Below are 25,731 nucleotides of genomic sequence, written 5' to 3' on the forward strand. Positions count from 1 at the left end.
GCCGCTAGGGGATCAAACTTTTCACAGCTCGTGGCTGTATACGATGAACCCCTTGTGCTGTGCCACCTTGTCGTACAGGGCGCGCCCGGCTGTGTTGTGGTGCTGGGTCTGCCAGTAAACGCGGCAGGCACCCGCGCGGCGGGCCTCGCTGTACACGGCCTCGATCAGCGCCTTGCCAATGCCTTGCCCTCGGCAGGCGGGCAGGGTGAACAGATCCTGCAGGTAGCACACCGGCTGCAGGCGTGAAGTGCTCACGTGGAACAGGTAGTGCGTGAGGCCCAGCAGCCGCCCCTCGGACTCCGCCACCAGCGCAAACATCGGTACTACGGGATTGTGAAAGCCCTGCCAGGTGTTTTGGGTGACGGCATCTGGCAGGGCGGTCTCGTCTTCGCGGCCATAGAAGGCGTTGTAGCCATCCCAAAGCGGCTTCCAGCCCAGATAGTCGGTAGGTGCCAGGGGGCGGATCTGAAGGGACATGGTGTGCGGCTCGCTGAATTTGCGTGTAGGGCCTCGGACTGTAACGGGTTCGCGGCTGCTATAGAGGCCGGACAGGGCGCTGTCACCTAGACGTCAGGGTTTCCCCTTAATGGAGCCCTCGAGCGGTTATGCTTGCTGCATGGGCCGCCCGTCGCCGTGCGGCCTTTGTTGTTTTGTCCTTGCGTTCTACGTTCTCATGCTGGAGCCCGCCGTGCTGCCCTTTGAAGTTGAAATCCCCTTTGTCAGCCACCTGGGCTTTAGCTTGCACAAATGGGCCGATGGCGAGAGCGAGTTGCACTACCACGCGCGCCCCGAGCACCTCAACAGCTTTGATGTGACGCACGGCGGCGCATCGATGACGTTGCTGGATGTGACCATGGCCCACGCGGCGCGCAGCGCGATTGCAGGCAGTGGCGCCGTCACCATCGAGATGAAAACCAGCTTCCTGGCCACAGCCAAGGGCCCGCTGGTGGCCAAGGGCAAGCTGCTCTCGCGCACCAAGACCATGGCTTTCTGTGAAGGCTGGCTGTATGACGAGGCGGGCAAGCTGTGCTGCCACGCCACTGGCACTTTCAAATATGTGATGCCGGAGGTCGTGCAATCCCTGCAGGCTGCCAAGAAGCAGATCAAGACCGATTGAACACCTACCGCTTTCGTTGCCAGCAGCCTGCAGCACTCCACCCTTGTTCGAATCACAGACACCATGCCCAAGCCTTCTTCTCCTGTCGATCGGTTGAACTGGACCTGTCTCTCCTTTGACCAACTGAGCCTGGGCGACCTGTATGACGTGCTGCACGTGCGCTGCCAGGTGTTCATTGCCGAGCAAGTGGCCTTTCAGGACCTGGATTACAAAGACCAGAGCGCCTGGCACCTGCTGGGCCGTGATGGGGCAGGCGTGCTGCAATCGTACGCACGCATACTGCCGCCAGGGAAGGCGTACGAGGAGCCATCCATTGGCCGTGTGCTGGCCATGGCAGCCGTGCGCGGCACGGGGGCTGGCTGGGAGCTGATGCGCCACGCGATGGCCGAGGTGGAGCAGCGCTGGCCAGGGTCACCGATCCGCATCGGGGCGCAGGCCTATCTGCAGACCTTCTACGAAGGCTGCGGCTTCGAGGTGGTGTCGCAGCCATACCTGGAAGACGGCATTCCGCACCTGACCATGTTGTACCGGGGCCAGGGTGCATGATGGCTGCAGTGCATGCATATCCATCCGCCACACGCGAGTGGGAGATTGCATGCCTGAGGTACGAATCGGCTGCTGGCGCTCGCCAGTTATGCGCAGTAGCTCATATTTTCATAGCAAATCGAGCCAGCCATGGATAAGTCTCTGACACCCGATACGGTCTTGGTACAGGCACCGGCTCCAGCCATGAGGGACGGCCTTCCCATGCCCGAGCGGCGCCTCGCGATGTTGGTGATCGTGCTGGGCCTGATTGTGGCCGTGCTCGATGGCTCGATCATGAATCTGGCCCTGCCCACGGTGGCCAGGCAGCTCAATGCCCAGCCCTCGGAGGCGATCTGGATCGTCAATGCCTACCAGTTGGGCACGCTGGGCTTGCTGCTGCCGTTGGCGGCGCTGGGTGAGCGCATCGGCTACCGCAAGGTATATCTCATTGGCTTGCTGTGCTTCACCATCGCATCGGCCGTTGCCATGCTGGCGCAGTCGCTGTGGCTGCTGATTGCAGCACGCGGCCTGCAGGGCATGGGTGCGGCAGGGGTGATGGCGGTGAACGCGGCGCTGGTGAGGCTGACGTACCCGGCTTCCAGGCTGGGCAAGGGCATGGCGCTCAATTCGCTGGTAGTGGCAGTGTCGTCCGTTGCCGGGCCGGGGGTGGCGGCATTGATTCTGTCGATTGCCAGCTGGCCGTGGCTGTTTGCCATCAACGTTCCGTTGGGGCTGCTGACCTTGTGGCTGGGGCGCAAGGCCTTGCCGCACAACCCGCCGCAATTGCTGGCCGCGCCTCACGCACGGCTCACGCCGGTGGATGTGGTGCTGAACTTTGCCATGTTCTCGCTGGTGTTCCTGGGAGCGGAGCGCATCGGCGCGCGGCACGATGCCACAGCCGCAGCGGGACAGGCCAGTACCGGCTGGGCCATGCTGGGACTGGGTCTGGTGCTGGGCACCTGGTATGTGCTGAGGCAGAAAAAACTCAGCTTGCCGCTACTGCCGCTCGATCTGCTGCGCATTCCCGTGTTTGCACTGTCCATGGGGGCGTCGATTGGCGCATTCAGCGCGCAGATGCTCTCATTCATTGCGCTGCCATTCATGCTGCTCGATGCGCTGGGCCGCAGCCATTTTGCCGCCGGCATGCTGATGACGGCATGGTCGGCTGCCATCGTGCTGGTGGCCCCAGTGGCGGGCAAGCTCATCGGCAAGGTGGAAGACGGCCTGCTGGGCGGGATCGGCATGGCCATTCTGGCCCTCGGCTTGCTCAGCCTGGCCTTGCTGCCTGCCGACCCGGGTGACCTGAACATCGGCTGGCGCATGGCGCTGTGCGGCCTGGGTTTCGGCCTGTTCCAGTCGCCCAACAACCACACCATCGTCACCTCGGCGCCGCTGGCGCGTGCCGGAGCGGCCAGCGGCATGCTCGGCACCGCGCGGCTCACGGGGCAATCGCTGGGAGCGGTGCTGGTGGCCATCATCTTCACCCTCTGGCCTGTGACCAGCGGCATGGGCACAACGGTGGCACTGTACATGGCCGCTGCATTTGCGGCCATGTCGGCGGTGTTCAGCAGCCTGCGCCTCAAGCACAAGGCAGCGCACTAGTGCGAGGCGGATCACTCCCTGGGGGGGTGGATGAGCGAGGGTGGTGAATCCTGAGCTGCTTGCCGCGCGTCCTCTTCTAGCTGCGCCTGTTCCGCCAGGCGGCGGGCCCTGCGGCGCGCAGGTGTGCCGCCGATATACATCAGGATGCTGATGGGCAGCGCGCCATAGAGCAGCAGTGTGATCACGGCGCCCAGCACGGAGCCTTGCGGGCTGACGGCCTCAACGACGGCCATCATCAGCACTACATAGAGCCAGCCAATCAAAAGCAGATACATGCTCGGAATTTACCCGAAGTAGGCGCGTGTCGGGGCTTGGGAGGCGGATTTTGGGCCTAAGATGGTGTCGAAATTCATTTCATGGGCACACGGCCAACCAGGGAGACAGCGATGACGCAAGAGCAGTTTTGGGGACCGGGAAGTGATCAGATGGCGCAGCTGTCACAGCTGGGCCAGCAATACGGGCAGATGTGGACGCAGGCGCTGCAGGGCCTGCAAAAGGGGATGCCTGCCATGAACGCCATGGGCGCGCCCACGGGCCTCTTCAACGGCCTGGCCCAGCCGCAGGCTGGCGGCGCGCCCGTCAGCCTGGATGCCGACAAGCTGCGGGCCATTCAGGAGCAATACGCCAAGGACGCCATAGCGCTGTGGACTGAAAGCGCCAAGGGCGTGGTGCCGGTACCCAAAGACCGGCGTTTTGCAGGCGATGCCTGGCAGCACAACCCGATGGCCGCACTGACAGCTGCGAGCTACGCCCTCAATGCCAAGGCCTTGATGGACATGGTTGATGCCGTCCAGGGTGACGAAAAGACCCGCGCCCGTATCCGTTTCGGCGTGGAGCAGTGGGTGGCGGCAACGGCGCCCAGCAATTTTCTGGCGCTGAACGCCGAAGCCCAGCAAAAAGCAATCGACACCAAAGGCCAGAGCATTGCCCAGGGCATCCAGAACATGCTGGCCGACATGCGCCAGGGCCATGTGTCGATGACCGATGAATCGCAGTTCGAGGTGGGCCGGAATGTGGCTACCAGCGAGGGTGCGGTGGTGTTCGAGAACGAGCTGTTCCAGCTGATCGAGTACAAGGCGCTGACCACCCAGGTGTACGAGCGCCCCATGCTGTTTGTGCCGCCGTGCATCAACAAGTACTACATCCTCGACCTGCAGCCGGAGAACTCGCTGATCCGCCATTCGGTGGAAAACGGCCACCGCACCTTTGTGGTGAGCTGGCGCAACCCCGACGAGAGCCTGGGCAACAAGACCTGGGACGACTATATCGGCGATGCCGTCATCAAGGCCATCGAGGTGGTCAAGGACATCTCCGGCCAGGCGCAGATCAATGCGCTGGGCTTTTGCGTGGGCGGCACCATGCTCGTCAACGGCCTGGCGGTGCTGGCGGCGCGGGGTGACAAATCGGTGGCCAGCGCCACCTTGCTTACCACCCTGGTGGATTTTTCCGATACCGGCGTGCTCGACGTGTTCATCGACGAGAACTTCGTCAAGTTCCGCGAACTGACCATGGGCAAGGGCGGCCTGATGGCCGGGCAGGATCTGGCATCGACCTTCAGCTTTCTGCGGCCCGTCGATCTGGTGTGGAACTACGTGGTGGGCAACTACCTCAAGGGCGAAACCCCGCCGCCGTTTGACCTGCTGTACTGGAACAGCGACTCCACCAACCTGCCTGGCCCTTACTACGCATGGTACCTGCGCAACTTCTACCTGGAGAACAAGCTGGTACAACCTGGTGCGCTTACTGTGTGCGGGGAGCCGCTCGATGTGAGCAAGATCAACATGCCGATCTATATCTATGGATCGCGTGAAGACCATATCGTACCGATTGGCGCGGCCTACGCCAGCACCCAGGTGTTGGGCGGGAAGAAGCGCTTTGTGATGGGCGCCTCCGGCCACATTGCCGGTGTCATCAACCCGCCTGCCAAGAAAAAGCGCAGCCACTGGTTGCGTGAGGACGGCAAGTTTCCCGCAGGCATCGATGCATGGCTGCAGGGGGCGGACGAGCTGCCCGGCAGCTGGTGGACGGACTGGATGGACTGGCTTGCCAAAAGCGGCGGCAAAAAAGTGCCCGCGCCCAAGACCTACGGTAAGGCACGCACCGCCTACAAGGCGCTGGAGCCTGCGCCGGGCAGCTATGTCAAGGCCCGGGCGTGATCGCCACACGGCGGGCCCGCAAGCGCCCCCTTGGGGCTGGTCTGCGCAGGGTAGCGGGTCATCCGCATGCGGGTGCGAGGGCCGCTGGAAGGTGGGTATGCTGCAATGCAATAATGTGGGTGCTCCTGCAGGCAGGCTGCAACAGCGAGTATCGGATTTGATAGCTGAAAAGCTAAATATGACAGGCGCCAGCGCCAATTTTTAAAGGAAGAACCATGGAAGACATCGTCATCATTTCGGCCGTGCGTACGGCAGTCGGCAAGTTCGGTGGCTCGCTGGCCAAGGTGCCTGCAACGGACCTGGGCGCGACGGTGATCAAGGAAGCACTGGCGCGCGCCAAGGTGGGTGCAGACCAGGTGGATGAGGTCATCATGGGCCAGGTGTTGGCTGCTGGCGTGGGACAGAACCCGGCGCGCCAGGCGATGATCAAGGCAGGCGTGGACAAGAAGACGCCTGCGCTGACCATCAACGCCGTGTGTGGCTCGGGCCTCAAGTCCGTCATGCTGGCTGCACAGGCCATCAGCAATGGCGATGCCGATGTGGTGGTGGCTGGTGGCCAGGAAAACATGAGCCTGTCACCCCACGTATTGAATGGATCGCGTGACGGCCAGCGCATGGGCGACTGGAAAATGACCGACACCATGATCGTCGATGGCCTGTGGGACGTGTACAACCAGTACCACATGGGCATCACCGCCGAGAACGTGGCCAAGGAATTCCACATCGACCGTGAAAAGCAGGATGCCTTTGCACTGGCCAGCCAGCAAAAGGCAGCGGCTGCGCAGGACGCCGGCAACTTTGCAGAAGAAATCGTCACGGTCGCCATCCCGCAGCGCAAGGGCGACCCCATCGAGTTCAAGGCTGACGAATACATCAACCGCAAGACCAATGGAGATGCACTTGCGAGCCTCAAGCCAGCCTTCGACAAGGCTGGTTCGGTCACCGCTGGCAATGCATCGGGCCTGAACGACGGTGCTGCTGCACTGGTGGTGGCCAGCGCCAAGAAGGCCAAGGAACTGGGCGCAGAGCCGCTGGCGCGCATTGCAAGCTTTGCAACCGTGGGGCTCGATCCCAAGATCATGGGCATGGGCCCGATGCACGCCGTGCGCAAGGTGCTGGCCAAGACCGGCTGGAAAGAGGGCGAGGTCGATCTGTTCGAACTCAATGAAGCCTTTGCGGCCCAGGCCTGCGCCGTGAACCAGGAACTGGGCTTGGACACGAGCAAGGTCAACGTCAATGGCGGCGCCATCGCCATCGGTCACCCCATTGGTGCGTCGGGCGCGCGGATTCTCGTGACCTTGCTGCACGAGATGAAGCGCCGCGGCTCCAAGCGCGGCATTGCCGGTCTGTGCATTGGCGGCGGCATGGGCGTGGCCCTGGCTGTGGAACGCGTATAAGCGAACACGGCGCATCCAGAGCTGTCATGCATCCATGGCAGCTTTGTGACTTTCTGCAATCGAGGCCTGCATATCGATAGCCTTCAAAATGGCTCGAATTCAAAGGAAAAAAAGCGCGCTCCAAGGAGCGCGTTTTTGTTGTTTGCGCATGACATTCACCCCAAAAAATGGCGCCAGACGGAGATTCTGAGCGCTTGGCGTAAACGAGGGTTTCGGGGCCTTGTTTCTTGGTTAAAGTGGTAGTGCGCTATCAAACCACGCAATACCAAGGAGATATGAATGAGTCAAAAAGTGGCCTATGTAACCGGCGGTATGGGAGGCATTGGAACGGCCATTTGCCAACGCTTGCACAAAGACGGATTCAAGGTGATTGCGGGCTGTGGCCCCACGCGTGATTTCCAGAAGTGGCTGGACGAGCAAAAGGCGCTGGGTTACACCTTCTACGCATCGGTCGGCAATGTCGGCAGCTGGGAGTCCACGGTTGAGGCGTTTGCCAAGACCAAGGCGGAGCACGGCACAGTCGATGTGCTGGTGAACAACGCCGGTATCACCCGCGACCGCATGTTCATCAAGATGACGCCCGATGACTGGCAGGCGGTGATTGAAACCAACCTGAACTCCATGTTCAACGTGACCAAGCAGGTCGTTGCCGACATGGTGGAAAAGGGCTGGGGCCGCATCGTCAATATCAGCTCGGTCAATGGCGCCAAGGGGCAGGCCGGGCAGACCAACTACTCGGCTGCCAAGGCCGGGATGCACGGCTTCTCAATGGCGCTGGCGCAGGAGCTGGCAGGCAAGGGCGTCACGGTCAACACCGTCAGCCCGGGCTATATCGGCACCGACATGGTCAAGGCCATCCGTCCCGATGTACTGGAAAAGATCGTTGGCACCATTCCCATGAAGCGGCTGGGCGAGCCCCAGGAAATTGCAGCCATCATTGCCTGGCTGGCGTCGGAAGATGGCGGCTATGCCACGGGCGCCGAGTTCTCGGTGAACGGCGGCCTGCATACCCACTAAACTTCTTCGCAAGCAATGAAAAACGCGCCATTCGGCGCGTTTTTGTTTTTAATTCTGGAGCGGGTGATGGGAATCGAACCCACGTTATTTGCTTGGGAAGCAAGAGTCCTACCATTGAACGACACCCGCGTCTGCATGCCTTCAATAGCGACATCACGGCATGCGGGGAAGATTCTACATTGCAATTCGATCCGCGAGCGGCGAAGTTGCTGAAAGTGGGGCGGCGACCTGTTGGCCATTCCGACGGCGTAGGCTTTTACAGGCTTATGCTCTGCTGCAAGAGCAGTTCTGAGGGCAGAAAATTCCATTTCTCGGAGAAACCGATGGCAAAAAAGACACCTGAGCAGAAGGCCGCAGAGCAAAAGCGTTACATCGCCGCATGTGGTGCAGCAAACACTGCAGAGCTGGAGCCGTTTCTGACTGATCCTAACCAGGCCATTCGGGCCACTGCAGCGATGAATCCGGATGCCGATGCAGACATTCTGGACCGCTTCGCCAATGACAAGTTCTGGGGTGTGCGTGTGGAAGTGATCCGCAATACCAATGTTGGCAAGCACACTCTTTTTCGGTTGCTGGAAAAGGACACCAGCAAACGCGGCGTGGTGCACCATGAGGCGCGTGCGAAGCTGGAACAGCTTGGCGTGGCCTTTGGTGTGGACGGAATGCCATCTGATTCTGGCGAAGCGTAGGCGCCTAGGCGAGGTTCAGGCGCGCGCGGGCAAAATCTTCACAGCCGACCCGGCACAATGGAAAAGCGAGGCTCGGGGCAGATGTGATGCGGCATGCAAGTCAGCGGCTTCTTGAAATCTCTCCGCTCATGTATTGATGCAGATCGCGAAGGTCCTTGTTTCTCCAATTGAACGGCGCGAGCTTCACTCCGTTCTCCTGCAATGTTCTAGGGATCAAATCGCCATTGGGGCGAAGCACCACGGATGAAACAATGACGCCGGGGTAGTCGTTGAGCCGTTTTTTGAACGCAGGGGTTGTCAGGTCAGGGGTTGGAGGCGTGCTTTTCCTGGCCAGCGCGCCTGTTCCTTTCAAATCGGTACCGTGGCACATGGCGCAGCGCTGAAGGTATATGGTTTTCCCATTGACGTTGTCGGCGAGCGATGGAGTTGGTCGAACCAGAGAGAACAAGGCAAGTGAGGCAATGAGAAATTTTTTCATTTTTATGCCAATTTGTTGATGAGCCGATGATGTGTCTGGAAAGAGCTTCCCCTGTGCCACGGCGGCACGGAGAAGTTCTATTTGTTGGGGATGGTGGAATTTACAGCCTTATCGGGGTGGGAACCCCAGCATCTGCTGCAATCTTTCACCGTTGATTTAGGCCTTCATCACCAGGTGGCCGTGTCGGCAGTCTTTGCCGGCAGAGGTGGGGAATTTGTCAGCGCGAAGGTGCCATCAAATGCAGTGCGAGTGCATGGAATGCAGGCAGGGACGTGGGATCGTTGGCCGCATTTCCGGCGACGGGGTGTGATCCATACCGGGCGATGACCATTTCTGCCTGGGGGTCGACATAGATGGTTTGACCATGTACGCCGCGCGCGGCAAAAGCGCCGTGCTCGTTGTGCGTGATCCACCACATGTTGCGGTAGGTCCAGCCATGGAGGAGTTGGTAGCCGGCTTTCGCGAAGTCGGAGGGCTTTCCGCCTTTGCGAATGTCGTCGATTGCTGCTGCCGGGACGATCTGCCTGCCGTTGTAGAAGCCATTGTTGCGAATCATTTCACCAAAGCGGGCGAGGTCGCGCAGGCCTGTATTGAGGCCGCCGCCTGCAAATGGCGTTCCGATGGAGTCGACGGACATATAGGCGTCTTGCTCTGCACCCAGCTGGCTCCAGATGCGGTCTGCCAATAGCTGTGCTACGGACTGGCCGGTAACCCGCGCAATGATCCAGCCAAGGGCATCGGTATTGGCCGTGCGGTAGCCGAATGCTTCGCCGTGCAAGCCTTGCGGCTTCACTGTTTTCAGGAATTCGTAGTAGGTGCGCGGACCGGTAAAGTCCTTGGGTTTGGGTAGCGGATTGCCGGCCGCCGCATGGGCCCAGACCTCAGCGTTGGGGTCTGCGTAATCTTCGCTGAACTGGATGCCAGTGGTCATGTCCATGATCTGGCGCACGGTAGCACTGCCAAAAGCCGAAGAGGCGAGCTCCGGTACATATTGCGCCGCCTTGCGCGCTGGATCCAGCCGTCCCTCGGCAACGAGCATGGCAGCCAGTGTTCCCACAAAAGATTTTGTTACTGACATGGCCCCATGCTGGCCATCTGGCTGGAGGGCGCCAAAATAGCGCTCATAGACGATGCGCCCTTGGTGCAGCACCACGATGCCATCGGTGTAGTTGGCTTGCAGCGATTCGCTCCAGGTCATTTTCTCGCCGGTATCAAGGCGCTTGAACTCCAGCCCGTCGATGTCTTCGCGCAATGCCCGCGATAGTGACGTCGCGGGACCCAGACCACGCGAGACGTTCACTGTGGGCATCAGTTCTCGAAAGTGCGAGACACTCCAGCGCATGGCGGGAAAGCGGAAATACGAGCCATCGTCGAACCGCAGAATGCGATCTGCAGGGGGTGGGGAGCCTACCATCCATCCCAGCTTGACAGGGTCGCTGGCCGCGGCATCTGGGTACTGCTGGTGCGGCGGCTTGTCCGCCGCGTGTACAGGACTGGCAAGCAAAATGGATGCGGCAATCAGGCTTGCGATGCGATTCAGCCATTGGTGAGGTGTCATGTCCGGGTTCCATGGGGCGTATCAAATCGTTGAAGCCTGAACAGCTCGGGTGAGGCGGGTTCGCTGCATCGTGCAGGGAGTGTGTCACCGACCAGAACACTGGTGCTCAGGCAGCTGGCAAATACTCAAAGCATGGCCCATTCTCCTCCGCTGAGCCATTGCAGCGGGGAACCACGTCAATAACTGTGATCTGCCCGGCCCGGTCTTTCGGGCTTTGTGGCGGCAATGCGACTCTTGTCAGGTTCCAGACGGATGTCCATGGGGTGCATCCACCGGCCGTCAGGGCCGCGTCGTGCGTGGCCTGGGGAGGGTGGGCCGGTTGTCTTCCAGCGGCTGGAGCTTCCACTGCCCGCTTTCAGCTTCGCGCTCCAGGTTGCGGCGGACGTCGATGCGCTTGGCCGTGTATTTGGCGATGCATTCGAGCTTTTGCAGATCCTGCTCCCGCAGGCTGGGGTCGGGCTCGGTGCTGAAGCAGCACAGCGTACCGTAAACCTGGCCATCGCTCAGCACGATGGGCGTGCTCAGGTGCGCGCCGACCCGGAATGGAGTTGAAGGCAGGCGGGCTTGCTCGGCGTGGTGCGCAGCGTCGTGTACCAGGCGGGGCAGGCGGCCATCGAGCACGCATTGGCAAAAGGATTCTTCCAGCGAGGAGCCGCCTCCAGTTTCGATCAGCGCACGGTCGGGCTTGTGGTTGACGTACTTGAACATGCGTTTGCCGTCACGGATTTCGGAGACAAAGATCACATCCATGTTCAGGTGCTCGCGCAGGCCATGCAGCACCTCTTTCACGTTCTGGTCAATCAGCGTATCCGCATCATCGGCGGTTGCCACCAAAAGTTCGCTCATCGCCACTTCCAAGGCGTCCGGCGCATAGTCCCACAAATGAATTGCCATCGATCACTCCTGCCAAAAACGATGCGCGGAAGCGCAGCTTTTTTGAATTGATGATACGAATCTTAAACATAAAAATAGGTATGTTTGGCCAGCTGCGCCAGCGGAAATGTTTTAGCAGTCGTTACAGCCCGATGAGCAACGCGCTTTGTAGAGATTCCCTAAGGCAGGTCGGGTATGTCGATCCAGCCAATGCGCCCCTGGGCCAGATCGTTCATGCGATCAATGAACGCCGGGGCGGCACTGGCTGGCAGTTCAATGGTGGCTACAACCTGGCTTGCGTGCTCGATGGCAAGCAGTTGGGCCTGGGCTTGCGCAATTTCGCGGCGCAACGTGCCTTCCAGTGCGTACGGAATGCTGCATTGCAGACAGGCCATGGCCTGGCGCTCCACCTTTTCGGCCTGTAAGAGCGCTTGGGCGATGGCATCGGTATAGGCGCGCACCAGGCCGCCAGCTCCGAGCTTGACGCCGCCAAAGTACCGCACCACGGTGGCCAGCGCGCCTTCAAGCTGCTGGTGGCGCAGCACATCGAGCATGGGCCGGCCGGCGGTACCACTGGGTTCGCCGTCGTCCACCGCTGCCGATTGGCCCCCCGCCAGCAAGGCCCAGCATACATGGTTGGCTGCGGGGTGTTCGGCGCGCAGGCGTTGCACGATGGTCTGGGCCTGGGCACGGTCTGCAACGGGCTGCACGCAGCCAATGAATCGGCTTTTCTTGATCAGCAGGTCGCTATGGACGGCTTGCGCCAGGGTGTAGGGCATCGGACGAGAAAAGAGATGTTTGCTTACAACATGTTGGCGTCAACGAGACAGCAACGTCATGCGTTAGACACATACCATTGTTTCAATGACGGGGTGCATCAGAGACGGCGCACTGCATCAGGCAAACAGGGACAACGAGGCAAGGCGCGAGTCTACCTCGATTCTTTTTTTATCAACTTCAGCCTTTTTTACTCACACAGATCTTTTTCGGGAGCACATATGCAACACCAACTGCAAACCAACTTGGACGCCTTGAACAACCATGGCTTTGGTAGAGCAGACATGGAGCTGCCTGCCTATGCAACCGAACTCGTGGCCGCCTTGCCGGCACATCCCAGCGCCAACGATGACGACGGCTATGTGGACCTGGCGCAGCGTGTGCGTGAATGCGGCGAGTGGTGAACACCGGGCATCTTCCCGGCCTGGAGCTGGGTGGATGCCAGGCAGGGCCACGGTTCACTGACTGATGGAAATAGGGCAGCGCAGGCTGCCCTTGGTTTTTGTAATCTGAGTCAAACATGCGACAATGTGAGACACATTGATGCAGCGCAATATCTGTATGGGGGCTTTCGCTGTTGGCCGCCTGCGCTGCATGTTGCGAAAACTATAAAACTAATAGCAACAATACCCGTATGAAAGCGCGCTACGGGCTATTTTCCTAAAATATCGGGCCTGTTGCTGCTATGGCCTGCCCGAGCCAGAGCGCGCTTTACCCTGACTGTTGCCCCATGACTGCCCCCATTGACGTCTCTTTTTTTGAACGTGCCGCCAAGCCGCTGACCAGCTACAAGCCATACTGGGCCAAGCGTTTTGGCACTGCTCCGTTCCTGCCCATGAGCCGCGCAGAAATGGATCAGCTGGGCTGGGACAGCTGTGACATCATTCTGGTCACGGGCGATGCCTATGTCGATCACCCGAGCTTTGGCATGTCGGTGATCGGCCGTGTGCTGGAAGCGCAGGGCTTTCGGGTGGGCATCATTGCCCAGCCGGATTGGCACAGTGCCGAGGCCTTCAAGGCCCTGGGCAAGCCCAACCTGTTCTGGGGCGTGACGGCCGGCAACATGGATTCGATGATCAACCGCTACACGGCGGACCGCAAGATCCGCTCGGACGACGCCTATACGCCGGGCGACGTGGGCGGCAAGCGCCCCGACCGTGCTGCCATCGTCTACAGCCAGCGCTGCCGCGAAGCCTACAAGGACGTTCCCATTATGCTGGGGGGCATTGAAGGCAGCCTGCGCCGCATTGCCCACTACGACTACTGGAGCGACAAGGTGCGCCGCTCCATCGTGGTGGACAGCAAGTGCGACATTCTGCTCTACGGCAACGCCGAGCGGGCCCTGGTCGAGGTGGCACACCGCATTGCGGCGCGCGAGCCTGTGGAGAGCATCACCGATGTGCGTGGCACTGCGTTCTTCCGCCGCGCATCGGAAGAGGGCTGGTATGAGGTGGATTCGTCCATTGTGGACGAGCCTGGCGTGGTGGAACCCCACATCAACCCCTATATGACCACCAGCGAGCAGGCCGAAGCCCAGGGGCAGACCTGCTCGAAGGAAAGTGCTCCTGATTCAGGAGCAATGGGCGCAGAGGCCATCAATGCCGGTGGCCTCAAGAAGGCCGATGCAGGGCCTGCCGTCCAGCCCATTCAGTTTATCCCCAACCTCTCGCTGCGCGCCAAGGGCAAGCAGCCACCACGCGACAAGACGGTGCTGCGCCTGCCCAGTTATGAGCAGGTCAAGGCCGACCCGATTCTTTACGCCCATGCCAACCGCGTGCTGCACCTGGAGACCAACCCCGGCAATGCCCGCGCGCTGGTGCAGGCACACGGCGAGGGTGCGACAGCCCGCGATGTGTGGCTGAACCCGCCTCCCATTCCGCTCACCACTGCCGAAATGGACTGGGTTTTTGGCCTGCCGTACGCACGCAACCCGCACCCCAGCTACGCTGACGCACAGGGCAGCCATGAGGGCGAGACCAAGATTCCCGCCTGGGAGATGATCCGCACCTCGGTCAACATCATGCGCGGCTGCTTTGGCGGCTGCACCTTCTGCTCGATTACCGAACATGAGGGCCGCATCATCCAGAGCCGCTCCGAGGATTCGATCATCCAGGAGGTCGAAGACATCCGCGACAAGGTCAAGGGCTTTACCGGCACCATTTCCGACCTGGGGGGGCCCACGGCCAATATGTACCGCCTGGGTTGCAAGAGCCCAGAAATTGAAGCGGCCTGCCGCAAGCCCAGCTGTGTCTTTCCCGGCATCTGCCAGAACCTGCACACCGACCACGCGCCGCTCATCAAGATCTACCGCCGCGCACGCAAGTTGCCCGGCATCAAGAAGATCCTGATTGGATCGGGCCTGCGCTACGACCTGGCCGTGAAGTCGCCCGAGTACGTGAAGGAGTTGGTGCAGCACCATGTGGGCGGTTACCTGAAGATTGCACCCGAGCACACCGAGACTGGGCCGCTGTCCAAGATGATGAAGCCTGGCATCGGCAGCTACGACCGCTTCAAGCAATTGTTCGAGAAGTTCAGCGAAGAAGCGGGCAAGAAGCAGTACCTGATTCCGTACTTCATTGCAGCCCATCCGGGCACCAGCGACGAGGACATGATGAATCTGGCGGTCTGGCTCAAGAAGAATGGCTTCCGTGCCGACCAGGTGCAGACCTTCTATCCCAGCCCCATGGCCACCGCCACGGCCATGTACCACAGCGGCCGCAACACGCTCACCAAGGTGCGGCGCCAGATGCGCGACGCGGATGAGGAGTCGGTGGACATCGTGCGCGGCGAGAAGCGCCGCCGGCTGCACAAGGCGTTTTTGCGCTACCACGACCCGAACAACTGGCCGGTGCTGCGCGATGCGCTCAAGGCCATGGGCCGCGCCGACCTGATCGGCAATGGCAAGCAACACCTGATTCCCACCTTCCAGCCGCTGGTCGATGGCAGCTACCAGAGTGCGCGCAAGAAGAACAGCACGTCGGTCAAGTCCGGTGGCGGCGGGCTGGGCTACACCGTGAACAAGGATGGCAAGGCGGTTGCCCTGGCGCCCCGCCGCCCGCAGGTCCAGCAAGAGCCCAAGGGCGACGTCCGGTTCCGTTCTGCGCAGCAGCCCAAGGCGGGCCAGATGCTGACGCAGCACACGGGCTTGCCGCCGCGTGCAGGTGTCAAGGTCAGCGGCAAGGCGGGCAAGCCTGGCAAGGCGCGCAGACCTGGCTGACCACCCGCTGCACCACAAACGCAAAGAAAAAGCCCGATTGCATCGGGCTTTTTTACGTGGGCGACATCGAAGCCAGCTGCCGCCCCTAGATGAGCCCGCGGGCAATGGAGAGCGGCAGGTTTGGCGCAGGGCTGCCGAGTCTGGTGCTGGTGGCGGAAGATGCCACTGCAGCGGTTTCATTGGCGGCGGGGGATGCATTCACCCCCGGGAAAGGCTTGGGCGCACCGGTGGCATAGCCTTGGGCATAGTCCACGCCCATGTCGCGCAGCATCTCCACGATTTCGGGCGTGGCTGCAAATTCGGCAATGGTCTTCATGCCCAGTGCATGGCCCAGGTGGTTGATGGCTTCCACCATCGCGCGGTGCGCGGGCTCGCGCTGCATGTCGGCCACAATGGCGCCGTCGATCTTCAGAAAATCGACCGGCAGGTTCTTCAGGGACGCGAAGGACGAGACCCCCGCGCCGAAATCATCCATCGAGAACTTGCAGCCCATGTCCTTGAGCGATTTGACCAAGCGGATCGCGTTGGGCAGATGGGTGATGGCTGCTGTCTCGGTGATTTCAAAGCACAGAATGCGCGGGTTGATGCCGTGCAGCTCGATCTGGTGGCGCAGAAAGTCCAGCAGCTTTTCGTCGCCCAGGGTTGTCCCCGAGAGATTGATGGCGCAGCACGAGATGGGCATCACATGCCACGCCTTCTGCATGGCAGCCAGGGTTTCCAGCGATTTGTTGACCACCCAGCGGTCCACCAGCGGCATCAGACCGTAGCGCTCAGCAGCGGGAATGAAGTGGATAGGACTGATCACGCTGCCGTCGGGCATGCGCATGCGTATCTGCACTTCCACATGCAGGCCATGGCCGGCAGCCGCTTCGGCGCTGCTGTTCAAGGCGTGGATCGGTTGGGCATGCAGGATGAATTGGTCACTCTCCAGCGCGGTCTTGATGCGCTCCACCCATTCCATTTCGCCCACATAGCGGGCAATTTCCTGGTCTACGGCCGGGTCGTAGGCATACACCACGTTGCGGCCACGCTGCTTGGCGCCGAAGCAGGCCATGTCGGCTACGCGGAAGACTTCCTCCACAGAATCCAGGGGAGCGCAGAGCTTGACCAGGCCAATGCTGATGCTGGAGCTGAGGCTGCGCTCGCCCCACTGGATGCGCAGATGCTGGGCGGCGTCCCGGATCTGCTCGGCCAGCTCCCTGGCCAGATCGAAGGGGCAGTTCTCCAGCAGGACGGCAAATTCATCGCCGCCAACGCGGGCCAGGGTGTCTTCAGCCCGCAGGCCATGCTGCAGCATGGTGCTGATGGCACGCAGCATGGCGTCGCCCGCAGAATGGCCGCCAGTGTCGTTGATAACCTTGAACTGGTCGAGATCCAGATACATGATGGCACCAGCCGGGCCATCCGGCCGGTGCGGCTGGGCCAGCACCAACCCCAGGCGTCGCTCGAATTCATAACGGTTGACAAGACCGGTCAGCTGGTCGTGCGTCGCCTGCCAAGCCAGCTCGCGGATGAAGGTCTGCTCCTGGCTCACATCATGGAATACGAACACTGCTTCGACAGTGCCGGTGTGCGTGCCGATGGGGGTGTAGGCCATTTTCACCTGCCGCGCCCGACGGTGGCTGTCGTAGATGGTGAAGATGGCTTCATTCACCAACGCTTTGCCGCTCAAGGCGTCCAGGATGGCATCCTGAACCAGGTAATTTTCGAGGTCTGCCGGCGGGGTGCGCATGCGCTCTGCGAGGTTGCGCAGGAAAAGCTGGTGAAGGCTGGCCCCCAGCAACTGTTCGGCGGCCTTGTTCATATAGAGCACATCGCCTGCCGCATTGGTGGTGATGACGGCATCGCCAATGGCTGCCAAGGTAGTGGTGGCGCGCTGGCTCACCATGTCCAGGGTGTTTTCCACCTGCTCGGTATCGCGCTTGAGGCGGCTGGTGTGCCACATCAGCAGCACCAGCATGAGCAGGGCGCCTCCGATATTGAGCCACAGCAGGCTTGCCTTGAGCTTGCGGGCAGACGTATTCAGGGCGTTGGAAAAGTCCTGCTCCAGGGTGGAGAGCTGGGACTGCAGGGTATTGAGCTGGGCAAGCCAGCCCCGTTGCAGGGTAAGTGTGGGAGGGCCGATCTGCAAACTGGCATGGATCAGGTTGCCAAGAGACTGGAGTTCCATCAGGGCGCCGTCGCTGGCTTGCCATTTCTCCAGGAGCGGGGCCACAAGCTCGGTGTTCTTGAAGTAACCGGTCAGCCAGAACAGCTCCTTGATCTCTGCAAGCTCATTGCGGCCTTCCTTGAGCAGCAGCGCCGCCTGGATTTCGGCTTCGCTGCCCCGTGCTTCGATCAGCTTGCGGGCCTGCATGTCGCTCATGGGAATGCGCAGCCCTTTCTGGAACTGGCCATAGGCACTGGCATCGCCTGTGGTGGCGTAGTGACTCAGTGCGTAGATGGCGTCCTTCTGGCCCTTGCTCCACTGGCTTTCCCCGGTGCTGAACGAGCGCAGTGCGCTGAGCATCTGCAGGCTGATGACGGCAAGCGTGGCCTGCACAATGGCCAGTGCAATGAACGGCCAGATGCTGCGCAGGGTTCTCAGGCTGCGTTGCCAGCGCTGATCCGCAGCCCCGCTCGCAACCGTACCTGAGGCAGAAGGGCGTTGCGAGGCGTAGTAGTCCATGGGTTCACCTACCGCCATGACCAGGCCAGCAGTTGCTTGGCCCGTTGAGAGCATTGACAGGTGGGTTTGCCTTGCATGGAGTGGATGTTTTCAAATACTACGGTTGCAAATCAAGTCGGGCTCCATATCAGGAACCGATGGCTAATATTCTATAGATAGCTTATTACTATTTTTTCAATAAATGTAATTGGTTTTCGATTCTTACAAAAAGCAGCACCCGATCGGCCCCAATTTTCCGACGATTCCTGCGGCGGATCTCCTCTGAGACTCCCAGGGAGTGGGGTCTTGAACGGGCTCCTGGATACGCAGTCCGCCAGGTGACAGCAAAGCCTTGGCACAATGGTGGCGTCGGCGCAACCAAGGGTTGTGCCGTGGATTGTTTGAGAACGTGTTTACGATCTCTACGCAGCCGCGTTGGAGTGCAATCGGGATGAGTTCGAAGTGCTGGGCCGCAGCTTGCACCGGGGTGCAAGCAAGGGCCAGCGCGCAGAAATCGCCCGATTTCACTCCAACCCGTAGGGACAGTGGCCTTGCGGGCGGTCTGCGTTGTTGCAAATCCTCGCAATAGCGGGGCTATTGCTGCGGTATTGCGCCTAGCATCCCATCCCGCAAAGCACTGTCGCGGCGTGAGAAGATCGTAAACACGTTCTAAGGAGATACATACACATGTCACAAGCGCGTCCGTTCAAGGTTCTGGGGATTCAACAGGTTGCCATCGGTGGTACTGACAAGGGCCGCATGAAAAAGCTCTGGGTCGATATGCTGGGGCTGGAGCAGACCGGCACCTTCCAGAGCGAGCGAGAGAATGTGGATGAGGACATCCTGGCCATGGGCAAAGGCGCGATGAAGGTGGAAGTGGACATCATGCAGCCTATGGACGTCGAGAAAAAGCCTGCCGTCCACGCCACGCCGCTCAACCATATCGGGCTGTGGATCGATGATTTGCCTGCCGCTGTGGAATGGCTCGGTGCCAATGGTGTGCGTTTTGCACCGGGTGGCATCCGCAAGGGGGCTGCGGGCTACGACATCACCTTCCTGCACCCCAAGAGCAATGATGAGTTTCCCATCGCCGGTGAAGGGGTGCTGATCGAGCTGGTGCAAGCGCCCCCGGAGGTGATTGCCGCACTGGGCTGATCGGAAGGCAAAGGGAGCATTGCTCCGTCATGCGCTGGTGCTTGTCCATGGCACGCCAGCATCTCAAAAGCGATAGCGGACCAAGGTTTTTTTCATGCTGAGCAACCCCATCATTCCCGTGCTGCGCAGTTTTGACGAGGCCAAGGCCGTCGAGTTCTACCAGGGGTTCCTGGGCTTTTCGCAGGACTGGACGCACCGCTTCGGCGACGATTTTCCGCTCTACCAGCAAGTGAGCCTCAAGGGGCAGGACGGCCGCGTCTGCATTCTGCACCTGAGCGAGCACCATGGAGACGCGAGCCCCGGCGCCAATGTGCGCATTGAATGGCCGGGGCTGGCGGCTTTCCAGCAGGCTTTGCTGGCCAAAAACTACCGCAACGCCAAGCCAGGGTTGGAGCGCATGCCCTGGGGCATGCAGGAGTTGCGCATTGCCGACCCGTTTGGCAATCGCCTCGTGTTCTTCGAAGAATTACAGGATGAGGCGCCTCCGGCCTCGCCCTAGCGGAAATACTCGCAGATCGCGCCACCCACCACCGCCCACGAAATACATCCTGGGCCGACCTCCGTGGACACTTCAAGCGCCGTACTTCTGGCCTGCGCGGCGCTCTCTTGCGCTTGGTCTGGAATAACCTCAACTGCCGCTCGGGATTGAACGCATTACCGTCGTGCTAAAAGCTCCCAAATCCTGCCAGTCCTGTTGCGGCTGCTGCAGCACTTCTGCGGCATTTCAGCCAGCGGCGCCCGGTTCGCTTGGGCAAACCACGTCAATTGCCACCAAATCGCCGGTAACGGACCGCAGTACAGGCGCAGCACTGCCGTGATTTGCAGGAAATTGAAGGGCGGTTGACGCAGCTTGCTGTATTTGGCGGTCTTCGTGCAGGCTATGGGCGTCTATCTGCAGGCAAATATGCCGCATCTGGATATCTGCCAAAACTGCTTCCCGCGGGGCTTGTCATGCGCTTGGGATCGGCGCCGCTTCTGCAGACAATGGACTCCATGCCAGGCCAGATCGGCTTTGGCCTTGATTGAGGAGCCCCATGTCCAGCCCATCTCATTTTTCCGGAGCGGCACCTGCCACCGCTGCCGTGCACTGGCACCCCGCTGCAAAACCGGCGCAACCAGCCACAACAGAGCGCTGGCCTGTGCAGGCCGTGCAGGAACTGCTGGAATTGCCATTTACGGAGCTGATGTACCGTGCACAGACGGTGCATCGTGCGCATTGGCCAGCAGGCGATATGGAGCTGGCGACCTTGCTGTCTGTCAAGACGGGAGGTTGTCCGGAAAACTGCGGCTACTGCCCGCAGTCGGCGGAGTTCGATACCGGGGTGAAGGCCGAGAAACTGATGAGCGTTGCCGAGGTGACTGCTGCAGCCCAGGCCGCCAAGGATGCAGGCGCTACCCGTTTTTGCATGGGTGCCGCATGGCGCGCGCCCAAGGACCGCGATATCGAGAAGGTGGGCGAGCTGATTGCGGCCGTCAAGGGCCTGGGCCTGCAAAGCTGCGCCACCCTGGGCATGCTGGCCCCGCACCAGGCGCAGGCCTTGCGTGAGGCGGGGCTGGATTACTACAACCACAACCTCGATACCGCGCCAGAGTACTACAGCGATGTGGTCAGCAGCCGCCAGTACCAGGACCGGCTCGACACGCTGGCTGCGGTGCGCGAGGCCGGAATCAACGTCTGCTGCGGCGGCATTGTGGGCATGGGGGAGGCGCCGGTGCACCGTGCAGGCCTGCTGGCCCAGTTGGCCAATATGGAGCCTTATCCGGAATCGGTGCCCATCAACAGCCTCGTGCGTGTGCCGGGTACGCCGCTGGCCGATAGCGATCCGGTCGATCCTCTGGACTTTGTGCGGGTGATTGCCGCTGCCCGCATTCTGATGCCCAAAGCCCGCGTGCGCCTGTCGGCAGGCCGCCAGCAATTGGGCGAAGCGGTGCAGACGCTGTGCTTTCTGGCAGGTGCCAACTCCATCTTCTACGGCGACAAACTGTTGGTGACCGGCAACCCGGAGGCGGATGCCGATGCGCGCCTGCTCGCCAAACTGGGCATGGCCGCGCGCAGCAGCGAAGTGCCTGCATAGCGCCAAGGCCCTTGGCAGCTTTCCCGGGCGCAGCGTCTTGCGTGAACTCGTGCACCCGTCTTGAACCGGTTTATTCCGGTGGCAAGGCAGTACCTCGCATGGCCTGGGCCAAAGCATGGTTGCCTTGTGACTCCAGCCCGGCAATGGCGCCTTTCCGGTCGGGTGTTGCGTGGTGCTGGTTGAGCTTGCGTTTGGCCTCGAGGCGCTGTATGCGGATCTCGATGCCCACGATGTGGCCCAACTGCTCCTGCAGGAAATCGGCAGGGGCATCAGCCATCTTCCAGGGCTTGGGCTGGCCCGCTTCGTGCTGACGCGTCAACAGCCCCACCACGCGGCGCACAAATTTTTCTTCGTCGCGTACATGGATGGTGCCATGGGCATGCACCACCTCGTAATTCCAGGTGGGGACGCGCCGGTGGGTCTCGTGCTTGCTGGGGTACCAGTTCGGCGAGATATAGCCTTGCGCACCACGGAACACCACCAGCACCTCATCGCCGTCGCGCACCTCGCGCCAGAGCGGATTGGCGCGCGCAATGTGGGCAATCAACGTGCTGTCGTCAAGGAGCAGCGGCAGGTGGTTGGCTTCCAGCCCGTTGGCGGTCTGGGTGACGAGCATGCCCAGGGCGTTTTCTCGCATGATGCGATGGAGTTCCTGAACATCGGTTTCGGCAAAAGCGGGTGGGAGGTACATGGTGTTCTTTGAAAAAATGCCGGGCTGAACCGGCCAAACGCCACTGTGCCGCATTTGTGGCATGCATAAAATAGCCAGTTTTCCGAATATTTACCATACCAGTTGATGAAGCCTTCGCACCATCGGCGTCTGGGATTGAGCCGGGCGCTGTATGAAGAAATCCGGGCGCGGATGGCCGATGGCACCTATGCCGTGGGTGCCACCATGCCATCCACCCGCGCGCTTGCGGCCGAACGGGGGCTATCGCGCGCCACGGTCACGCTGGTGTATGAGCAGCTGGCGGCCGATGGTTTTATCGAAACCCGGCCGGGGGCAGCCAGCCGTGTGGCGAGCGGCGCGGCTGTGACGGTAAATTTGCCACGGTTGGTGCGGGGGGCTGTCATCCCCACGCAACCGACAAGGCCGCTGTCGGCCATTGGCCAGCGCATTGCCGCGCTCGGGCTGGCAACGCACAGCCCGAAAGAGGGCGCGCAAGACATCGACTTTGTCTATGGCCCCTTGTCGGGTGGCGATTTTCCAACCCTTGACTGGATGAAGGCCCTGCGTGCAGCCGAGCGCCAGCGCAGCACCCGGCTGGAGTATGACAATCCGCGCGGCAGCATTGCGTTACGCACGGCCTTGCAGGCCCATTTGAGCCGTGCGCGGGGCCTGGCCTGCGGTGCCGAGCAGATCGTGATCGTGAGTGGCTCGCAGCAGGCCCTGGACTTGTGCGCACGTCTGCTGGTGGACCCGGGCGACTCGGTGGTGGTCGAGAACCCGGGCTACCGGATGGCGCACCATGCCTTTGAGGCTTATGGCGCGCGGCTGCGTTTTCTTGGCATTGACGAACACGGCGCGATGACCGATGGGCTGGAGCGCCTGGGCCATGCCAAACTGGCCTATGTGACGCCTACGCACCAGTTTCCGCTGGGAGGCTTTTTACCCATTGGCCGGCGGCGCCAGTTGCTGGATTGGGCGGGGCGCAGCAAGGCCTGGGTCATCGAAGACGATTACGACAGCGAGTACCGCTATGCCGTGCGTCCGGAAGCCACGCTGCTGTCGCTGGATACGCATGGCTGCGTGGTCCATGTGGGCACCTTCTCGAAGACGCTCTCACCCCAACTCCGGCTGGGTTACATGGTGCTGCCACCGGCACTGGTCGAGCCCTTCGCTGCGGCCAAGCGCGTGACCGATCGGCATGCTGCCACTGGCGTTCAGCGTGCCCTGGCGTTGCTGCTGGAAGACGGTAGCTACGACAGGCACGTACGCCGCATGCGCCGCTTGCAGCAGGCACGCCAGGTGGCGCTCCTGCAGGCCTTACAGCGCCACCTGGGCGCGAAGGCGCAGGTGCAAGGCGCTGCCAGCGGGCTGCATGTGGTGGTGTGGTTGCCTTCCTTGCCGGCAAGCGCAGAGCCGCTCCTGGTGGCTGCGGCGCAGCGGCGGGGCGTGCGGGTCCATCCGCTCAGTCCCTTGTTCCACCCCCAGGCCCCGGAACAGGCGCTGCCCCGGCCCTGCGGGCTGGTGATGGGTTACGCCTTGCTGCAGCCCGAAGTGATTGAGAAAGGGGTGGAGCGCCTCGCACAAGCGGTGCGCGAGGTGGAGCAGGCTTAGAACGTGCTTACGATCTCCTCGCGCCGCGACAGTGGGCTAGCCGGGCGGACTGCGAGGCGCAATACCGCAGCAATAGCCCCGCTATTGCGAGGTTTTGCAACAACGCAGACCGCCCCTAGCCGGGCGCCCCTAGCCGGGCGCCCGCAAAATCGCTGTCCCTCCGGGTTGGGGTGAAATCGGGCGATTTCTGCGCGCTGGCCCTTGCTTGCACCCCGGTGCAAGCTGCGGCCCATCGCTTCGAACTCATCCCGATTGCACTCCAACGCGGCTGCGTAGAGATCGTAAACACGTTCTTAGCCCCGTCCGCCTTGTGCCTTGAGCGCCTGCGCAATCTCGGGAACCAGGGCCGGGCCCTTGTAGATCAGCCCGGTGTAGATCTGCACCACATCGGCGCCGGCCTTGATCTTTGCGACCGCGTCGGCGCCGCTCAGAATACCGCCCACGCCGATGATCGGGAACTGTGGCCCCAGCGCTGCACGCAACTGGCGAATGACGGCATTGCTCGCTTCGAACACCGGGCGGCCCGAGAGGCCACCGGTTTCTTCCGCATGCTGCAGGCCTTGCACGGCATCGCGGCTGATGGTGGTATTGGTGGCAATCACGCCGTCCATGCCATGGGCCTTGAGGCTGGCTGCGATGACGGCGACCTGCTCGTCAGTCAGGTCGGGCGCGATCTTGAGGAAGACCGGCTTGTGCCTGCCATGCTCGCGCGCCAGTTGTGCACGGCGTGTCACCAGGGCTGAGAGCAGGGCATCGAGCGCTTCATCGCTTTGCAGCGCACGCAGATTCTTGGTGTTGGGCGAGCTGATGTTGACCGTGATGTAGTCGGCATGCGGGTAGACGGCGTCCAGACATTGGAGGTAGTCACTCGTAGCTTCCTCAATCGGGGTCACAGCATTCTTGCCGATGTTCAGACCCAGCAGCAGCGGGTTGGCTTGCTTGCGGAATTGCGCCTTTTTCACATTGGCGATAAAGGCCTCCAGGCCGCCGTTGTTGAAACCCAGGCGGTTGATGAGGGCGTCACGCTCGGGAATGCGGAACATGCGCGGCTTGGGGTTGCCCGGCTGGGCCAGCGGAGTGACCGTGCCCACTTCGACAAAGCCGAATCCCATGGCGCCCAGCCCGTCAATGGCGCGTGCGTTCTTGTCCAGCCCCGCAGCCATGCCGACGCGGTTGGGGAAGTTCAGGCCCGCCAGGGTCACCGGGTCGGACACCCGCGCCTGGCGCCAGGCGCAGGCCAGGGGCGAGTTCTGGCCTTTGGCCAGCATGTCCATGGTGAAGTCGTGCGCAGCCTCGGGCTGCATGCCAAACAGGATGGCTCGGGACAGGGAATAGGGGATCAGGGACATGGGATGGGATAATTGCGCAATTGTTTGTATTTTCGCTGATCTGACAGCACCAACATGACTCAAGACGAATTGAAGGCCGAAGTCGGCCGCGCGGCCCTGCAATACGTGGTGGCGGGCGAGATTGTAGGCGTGGGCACCGGCTCCACGGTCAACAAATTCATTGATGCCCTGGCCACGATCAAGGACCAGATTCCTGGCGCAGTGTCCAGCTCGGTCGCCAGCACCGAACGCCTGCAGGCGCTGGGCATCCAGGTGTTCGATGCGAACGAGGTGACCAACCTTGCCGTCTATATCGACGGCGCGGACGAAATCGATCACCAGGGCTATATGGTCAAGGGGGGCGGCGCGGCGCTTACGCGCGAGAAGATCGTCGCCTCGCTGGCCGAGCGCTTTGTCTGCATTGCCGATGCATCCAAGCGCGTGCAGACGCTGGGCATGTTCCCGTTGCCGGTAGAGGTGATTCCCATGGCTGCCGCGCAGATTGCCCGCCACTTTGCCGCCAAGGGGGGCACCGCCACCTTGCGCATGAAGGATGGCCAGCCGCTGGTGACTGACAACGGCCAGCATATCCTGGATGTGACGGGTCTTGCGATTGCGGACCCGCTGGCATTCGAGACGGAAGTGAACCAGTGGGCCGGTGTCATCACCGTCGGGGTGTTTGCCAACCAGAAAGCTGCAGTGTGCCTGCTGGGCACCGAGCAGGGCGTGGAGACGCTGGAGTTTGCCTGAGGATTGTTGTGGCAGCTGTCTTGTCGCTGCCAAATGACCCGTCCTAGATTAGGTTGACACCTGGGACGGTAATTCAAGCCGGCGGATGC

The 25,731-nt window shown here is 61.3% G+C and carries 23 protein-coding genes and 1 tRNA gene; 14 read left to right on the top strand and 10 right to left on the bottom strand.

Annotated features, from left to right (window positions below; all coding sequences use genetic code 11):
• Positions 1-21 precede the first annotated feature (21 nt).
• Complete coding sequence (locus tag ACH2DG_RS05500) at positions 22-477, bottom strand: GNAT family N-acetyltransferase (RefSeq protein ID WP_395024687.1); 456 nt, start codon at positions 475-477, stop codon at positions 22-24.
• A gap of 211 nt (positions 478-688) precedes the next feature.
• Between ACH2DG_RS05500 and ACH2DG_RS05505 the strand changes: the two genes are divergently transcribed.
• The 3 genes from ACH2DG_RS05505 to ACH2DG_RS05515 all read left to right on the top strand — a co-directional run bounded on the left by ACH2DG_RS05505 (position 689) and on the right by ACH2DG_RS05515 (position 3,244).
• The gene (locus tag ACH2DG_RS05505) at positions 689-1,117 is read left to right on the top strand and encodes a PaaI family thioesterase (protein WP_395024719.1); all 429 of its coding nucleotides are present in this window, start codon (positions 689-691) and stop codon (positions 1,115-1,117) included.
• A 63-nt stretch (positions 1,118-1,180) separates the two neighbouring features.
• Positions 1,181-1,663 (top strand): GNAT family N-acetyltransferase, encoded by a 483-nt coding sequence (locus ACH2DG_RS05510; RefSeq protein ID WP_395024688.1) that lies wholly within the window; start codon positions 1,181-1,183, stop codon positions 1,661-1,663.
• 129 nt (positions 1,664-1,792) lie between these two features.
• Positions 1,793-3,244 (top strand): MFS transporter, encoded by a 1,452-nt coding sequence (locus tag ACH2DG_RS05515; RefSeq protein ID WP_395024689.1) that lies wholly within the window; start codon positions 1,793-1,795, stop codon positions 3,242-3,244.
• Positions 3,245-3,255: 11 nt separating this feature from the next.
• Here ACH2DG_RS05515 and ACH2DG_RS05520 read toward each other — a convergent pair whose 3' ends face one another.
• Positions 3,256-3,519: a hypothetical protein gene (locus tag ACH2DG_RS05520; protein WP_395024690.1), complete on the bottom strand. Its 264-nt coding sequence runs from the start codon at positions 3,517-3,519 to the stop codon at positions 3,256-3,258.
• 111 nt (positions 3,520-3,630) lie between these two features.
• Here ACH2DG_RS05520 and ACH2DG_RS05525 point away from each other — a divergent pair, with 111 nt between their 5' ends.
• The 3 genes from ACH2DG_RS05525 (at position 3,631) to phbB (ending at position 7,814) form a co-directional block, all read left to right on the top strand.
• A complete protein-coding gene (locus tag ACH2DG_RS05525) occupies positions 3,631-5,400 on the top strand; it encodes a PHA/PHB synthase family protein (RefSeq protein WP_395024691.1) in 1,770 nt (589 codons plus the stop codon).
• 215 nt (positions 5,401-5,615) lie between these two features.
• The gene (locus ACH2DG_RS05530) at positions 5,616-6,797 is read left to right on the top strand and encodes an acetyl-CoA C-acetyltransferase (protein ID WP_395024692.1); all 1,182 of its coding nucleotides are present in this window, start codon (positions 5,616-5,618) and stop codon (positions 6,795-6,797) included.
• 279 nt (positions 6,798-7,076) lie between these two features.
• Positions 7,077-7,814: an acetoacetyl-CoA reductase gene (gene phbB, locus ACH2DG_RS05535; RefSeq protein WP_224148990.1), complete on the top strand. Its 738-nt coding sequence runs from the start codon at positions 7,077-7,079 to the stop codon at positions 7,812-7,814.
• 55 nt (positions 7,815-7,869) lie between these two features.
• Here the strand turns inward: phbB and ACH2DG_RS05540 are convergent.
• Positions 7,870-7,943 (bottom strand) — tRNA-Gly (locus tag ACH2DG_RS05540).
• A 50-nt stretch (positions 7,944-7,993) separates the two neighbouring features.
• On the opposite strand from ACH2DG_RS05540, the gene ACH2DG_RS05545 reads away from it, so the two are divergent.
• Positions 7,994-8,503 carry a hypothetical protein gene (locus ACH2DG_RS05545; RefSeq protein ID WP_395024693.1) on the top strand — a complete coding sequence of 170 codons (510 nt, stop codon included), beginning with the start codon at positions 7,994-7,996 and terminating at the stop codon, positions 8,501-8,503.
• Between the two features lie 100 nt (positions 8,504-8,603).
• On the opposite strand, the gene ACH2DG_RS05550 is transcribed toward ACH2DG_RS05545, so the two are convergent.
• From ACH2DG_RS05550 to ACH2DG_RS05565, 4 genes are all read right to left on the bottom strand, one after another.
• Positions 8,604-8,981 carry a c-type cytochrome gene (locus ACH2DG_RS05550; RefSeq protein WP_395024695.1) on the bottom strand — a complete coding sequence of 126 codons (378 nt, stop codon included), beginning with the start codon at positions 8,979-8,981 and terminating at the stop codon, positions 8,604-8,606.
• Between the two features lie 217 nt (positions 8,982-9,198).
• A complete protein-coding gene (locus ACH2DG_RS05555) occupies positions 9,199-10,395 on the bottom strand; it encodes a serine hydrolase domain-containing protein (RefSeq protein ID WP_395024720.1) in 1,197 nt (398 codons plus the stop codon).
• Between the two features lie 423 nt (positions 10,396-10,818).
• Positions 10,819-11,433: a GAF domain-containing protein gene (locus ACH2DG_RS05560; protein ID WP_395024696.1), complete on the bottom strand. Its 615-nt coding sequence runs from the start codon at positions 11,431-11,433 to the stop codon at positions 10,819-10,821.
• A 158-nt stretch (positions 11,434-11,591) separates the two neighbouring features.
• Entirely contained in the window at positions 11,592-12,191 is a 600-nt protein-coding gene (locus ACH2DG_RS05565) for an IMPACT family protein (protein WP_395024697.1), read from the bottom strand.
• 219 nt (positions 12,192-12,410) lie between these two features.
• Between ACH2DG_RS05565 and ACH2DG_RS05570 the strand changes: the two genes are divergently transcribed.
• Positions 12,411-12,593: a hypothetical protein gene (locus ACH2DG_RS05570; RefSeq protein ID WP_395024698.1), complete on the top strand. Its 183-nt coding sequence runs from the start codon at positions 12,411-12,413 to the stop codon at positions 12,591-12,593.
• Between the two features lie 326 nt (positions 12,594-12,919).
• Positions 12,920-15,406 (top strand): YgiQ family radical SAM protein, encoded by a 2,487-nt coding sequence (locus ACH2DG_RS05575; protein ID WP_395024699.1) that lies wholly within the window; start codon positions 12,920-12,922, stop codon positions 15,404-15,406.
• Between the two features lie 85 nt (positions 15,407-15,491).
• Here ACH2DG_RS05575 and ACH2DG_RS05580 read toward each other — a convergent pair whose 3' ends face one another.
• Positions 15,492-18,074 carry a putative bifunctional diguanylate cyclase/phosphodiesterase gene (locus ACH2DG_RS05580; RefSeq protein ID WP_395024700.1) on the bottom strand — a complete coding sequence of 861 codons (2,583 nt, stop codon included), beginning with the start codon at positions 18,072-18,074 and terminating at the stop codon, positions 15,492-15,494.
• Positions 18,075-18,740: 666 nt separating this feature from the next.
• Here ACH2DG_RS05580 and ACH2DG_RS05585 point away from each other — a divergent pair.
• The 3 genes from ACH2DG_RS05585 (at position 18,741) to bioB (ending at position 21,283) form a co-directional block, all read left to right on the top strand.
• Positions 18,741-19,208 (top strand): VOC family protein, encoded by a 468-nt coding sequence (locus tag ACH2DG_RS05585; RefSeq protein ID WP_395024701.1) that lies wholly within the window; start codon positions 18,741-18,743, stop codon positions 19,206-19,208.
• A gap of 94 nt (positions 19,209-19,302) precedes the next feature.
• Positions 19,303-19,707 carry a glyoxalase superfamily protein gene (locus tag ACH2DG_RS05590; RefSeq protein ID WP_395024702.1) on the top strand — a complete coding sequence of 135 codons (405 nt, stop codon included), beginning with the start codon at positions 19,303-19,305 and terminating at the stop codon, positions 19,705-19,707.
• 535 nt (positions 19,708-20,242) lie between these two features.
• Positions 20,243-21,283 carry a biotin synthase BioB gene (bioB, locus tag ACH2DG_RS05595; protein ID WP_395024703.1) on the top strand — a complete coding sequence of 347 codons (1,041 nt, stop codon included), beginning with the start codon at positions 20,243-20,245 and terminating at the stop codon, positions 21,281-21,283.
• A gap of 70 nt (positions 21,284-21,353) precedes the next feature.
• Here bioB and ACH2DG_RS05600 read toward each other — a convergent pair whose 3' ends face one another.
• Positions 21,354-21,974 (bottom strand): FMN-binding negative transcriptional regulator, encoded by a 621-nt coding sequence (locus tag ACH2DG_RS05600; RefSeq protein ID WP_395024704.1) that lies wholly within the window; start codon positions 21,972-21,974, stop codon positions 21,354-21,356.
• A 105-nt stretch (positions 21,975-22,079) separates the two neighbouring features.
• On the opposite strand from ACH2DG_RS05600, the gene ACH2DG_RS05605 reads away from it, so the two are divergent.
• Positions 22,080-23,564 carry a PLP-dependent aminotransferase family protein gene (locus ACH2DG_RS05605; protein WP_395024706.1) on the top strand — a complete coding sequence of 495 codons (1,485 nt, stop codon included), beginning with the start codon at positions 22,080-22,082 and terminating at the stop codon, positions 23,562-23,564.
• Between the two features lie 293 nt (positions 23,565-23,857).
• On the opposite strand, the gene ACH2DG_RS05610 is transcribed toward ACH2DG_RS05605, so the two are convergent.
• Entirely contained in the window at positions 23,858-24,913 is a 1,056-nt protein-coding gene (locus tag ACH2DG_RS05610) for a quinone-dependent dihydroorotate dehydrogenase (RefSeq protein ID WP_395024707.1), read from the bottom strand.
• 54 nt (positions 24,914-24,967) lie between these two features.
• Here ACH2DG_RS05610 and rpiA point away from each other — a divergent pair, with 54 nt between their 5' ends.
• Positions 24,968-25,642, top strand: coding sequence for a ribose-5-phosphate isomerase RpiA (gene rpiA, locus ACH2DG_RS05615; RefSeq protein WP_395024709.1), 675 nt, complete (start codon positions 24,968-24,970; stop codon positions 25,640-25,642).
• Positions 25,643-25,731 lie beyond the last annotated feature (89 nt).

It is taken from the genome of Comamonas odontotermitis (assembly GCF_040396735.1).
Lineage (GTDB): Bacteria > Pseudomonadota > Gammaproteobacteria > Burkholderiales > Burkholderiaceae_C > Comamonas > Comamonas odontotermitis_C.

Bases quoted from the DNA above. Each gene is read 5' to 3' on its own strand.
- rpiA (WP_395024709.1), top strand. From the start codon at position 24,968: ATGACTCAAGACGAATTGAAGGCCGAAGTCGGCCGCGCGGCCCTGCAA.
- bioB (WP_395024703.1), top strand. From the start codon at position 20,243: ATGTCCAGCCCATCTCATTTTTCCGGAGCGGCACCTGCCACCGCTGCC.
- ACH2DG_RS05515 (WP_395024689.1), top strand. From the start codon at position 1,793: ATGGATAAGTCTCTGACACCCGATACGGTCTTGGTACAGGCACCGGCT.
- ACH2DG_RS05605 (WP_395024706.1), top strand. From the start codon at position 22,080: ATGAAGCCTTCGCACCATCGGCGTCTGGGATTGAGCCGGGCGCTGTAT.
- ACH2DG_RS05560 (WP_395024696.1), bottom strand. From the start codon at position 11,433: ATGGCAATTCATTTGTGGGACTATGCGCCGGACGCCTTGGAAGTGGCG.
- ACH2DG_RS05530 (WP_395024692.1), top strand. From the start codon at position 5,616: ATGGAAGACATCGTCATCATTTCGGCCGTGCGTACGGCAGTCGGCAAG.
- ACH2DG_RS05575 (WP_395024699.1), top strand. From the start codon at position 12,920: ATGACTGCCCCCATTGACGTCTCTTTTTTTGAACGTGCCGCCAAGCCG.
- ACH2DG_RS05520 (WP_395024690.1), bottom strand. From the start codon at position 3,519: ATGTATCTGCTTTTGATTGGCTGGCTCTATGTAGTGCTGATGATGGCC.
- ACH2DG_RS05570 (WP_395024698.1), top strand. From the start codon at position 12,411: ATGCAACACCAACTGCAAACCAACTTGGACGCCTTGAACAACCATGGC.
- ACH2DG_RS05585 (WP_395024701.1), top strand. From the start codon at position 18,741: ATGTCACAAGCGCGTCCGTTCAAGGTTCTGGGGATTCAACAGGTTGCC.
- ACH2DG_RS05580 (WP_395024700.1), bottom strand. From the start codon at position 18,074: ATGGACTACTACGCCTCGCAACGCCCTTCTGCCTCAGGTACGGTTGCG.
- ACH2DG_RS05550 (WP_395024695.1), bottom strand. From the start codon at position 8,981: ATGAAAAAATTTCTCATTGCCTCACTTGCCTTGTTCTCTCTGGTTCGA.
- ACH2DG_RS05555 (WP_395024720.1), bottom strand. From the start codon at position 10,395: ATGGTAGGCTCCCCACCCCCTGCAGATCGCATTCTGCGGTTCGACGAT.
- ACH2DG_RS05600 (WP_395024704.1), bottom strand. From the start codon at position 21,974: ATGTACCTCCCACCCGCTTTTGCCGAAACCGATGTTCAGGAACTCCAT.
- ACH2DG_RS05510 (WP_395024688.1), top strand. From the start codon at position 1,181: ATGCCCAAGCCTTCTTCTCCTGTCGATCGGTTGAACTGGACCTGTCTC.
- ACH2DG_RS05565 (WP_395024697.1), bottom strand. From the start codon at position 12,191: ATGCCCTACACCCTGGCGCAAGCCGTCCATAGCGACCTGCTGATCAAG.
- ACH2DG_RS05590 (WP_395024702.1), top strand. From the start codon at position 19,303: ATGCTGAGCAACCCCATCATTCCCGTGCTGCGCAGTTTTGACGAGGCC.
- ACH2DG_RS05610 (WP_395024707.1), bottom strand. From the start codon at position 24,913: ATGTCCCTGATCCCCTATTCCCTGTCCCGAGCCATCCTGTTTGGCATG.
- phbB (WP_224148990.1), top strand. From the start codon at position 7,077: ATGAGTCAAAAAGTGGCCTATGTAACCGGCGGTATGGGAGGCATTGGA.
- ACH2DG_RS05525 (WP_395024691.1), top strand. From the start codon at position 3,631: ATGACGCAAGAGCAGTTTTGGGGACCGGGAAGTGATCAGATGGCGCAG.
- ACH2DG_RS05500 (WP_395024687.1), bottom strand. From the start codon at position 477: ATGTCCCTTCAGATCCGCCCCCTGGCACCTACCGACTATCTGGGCTGG.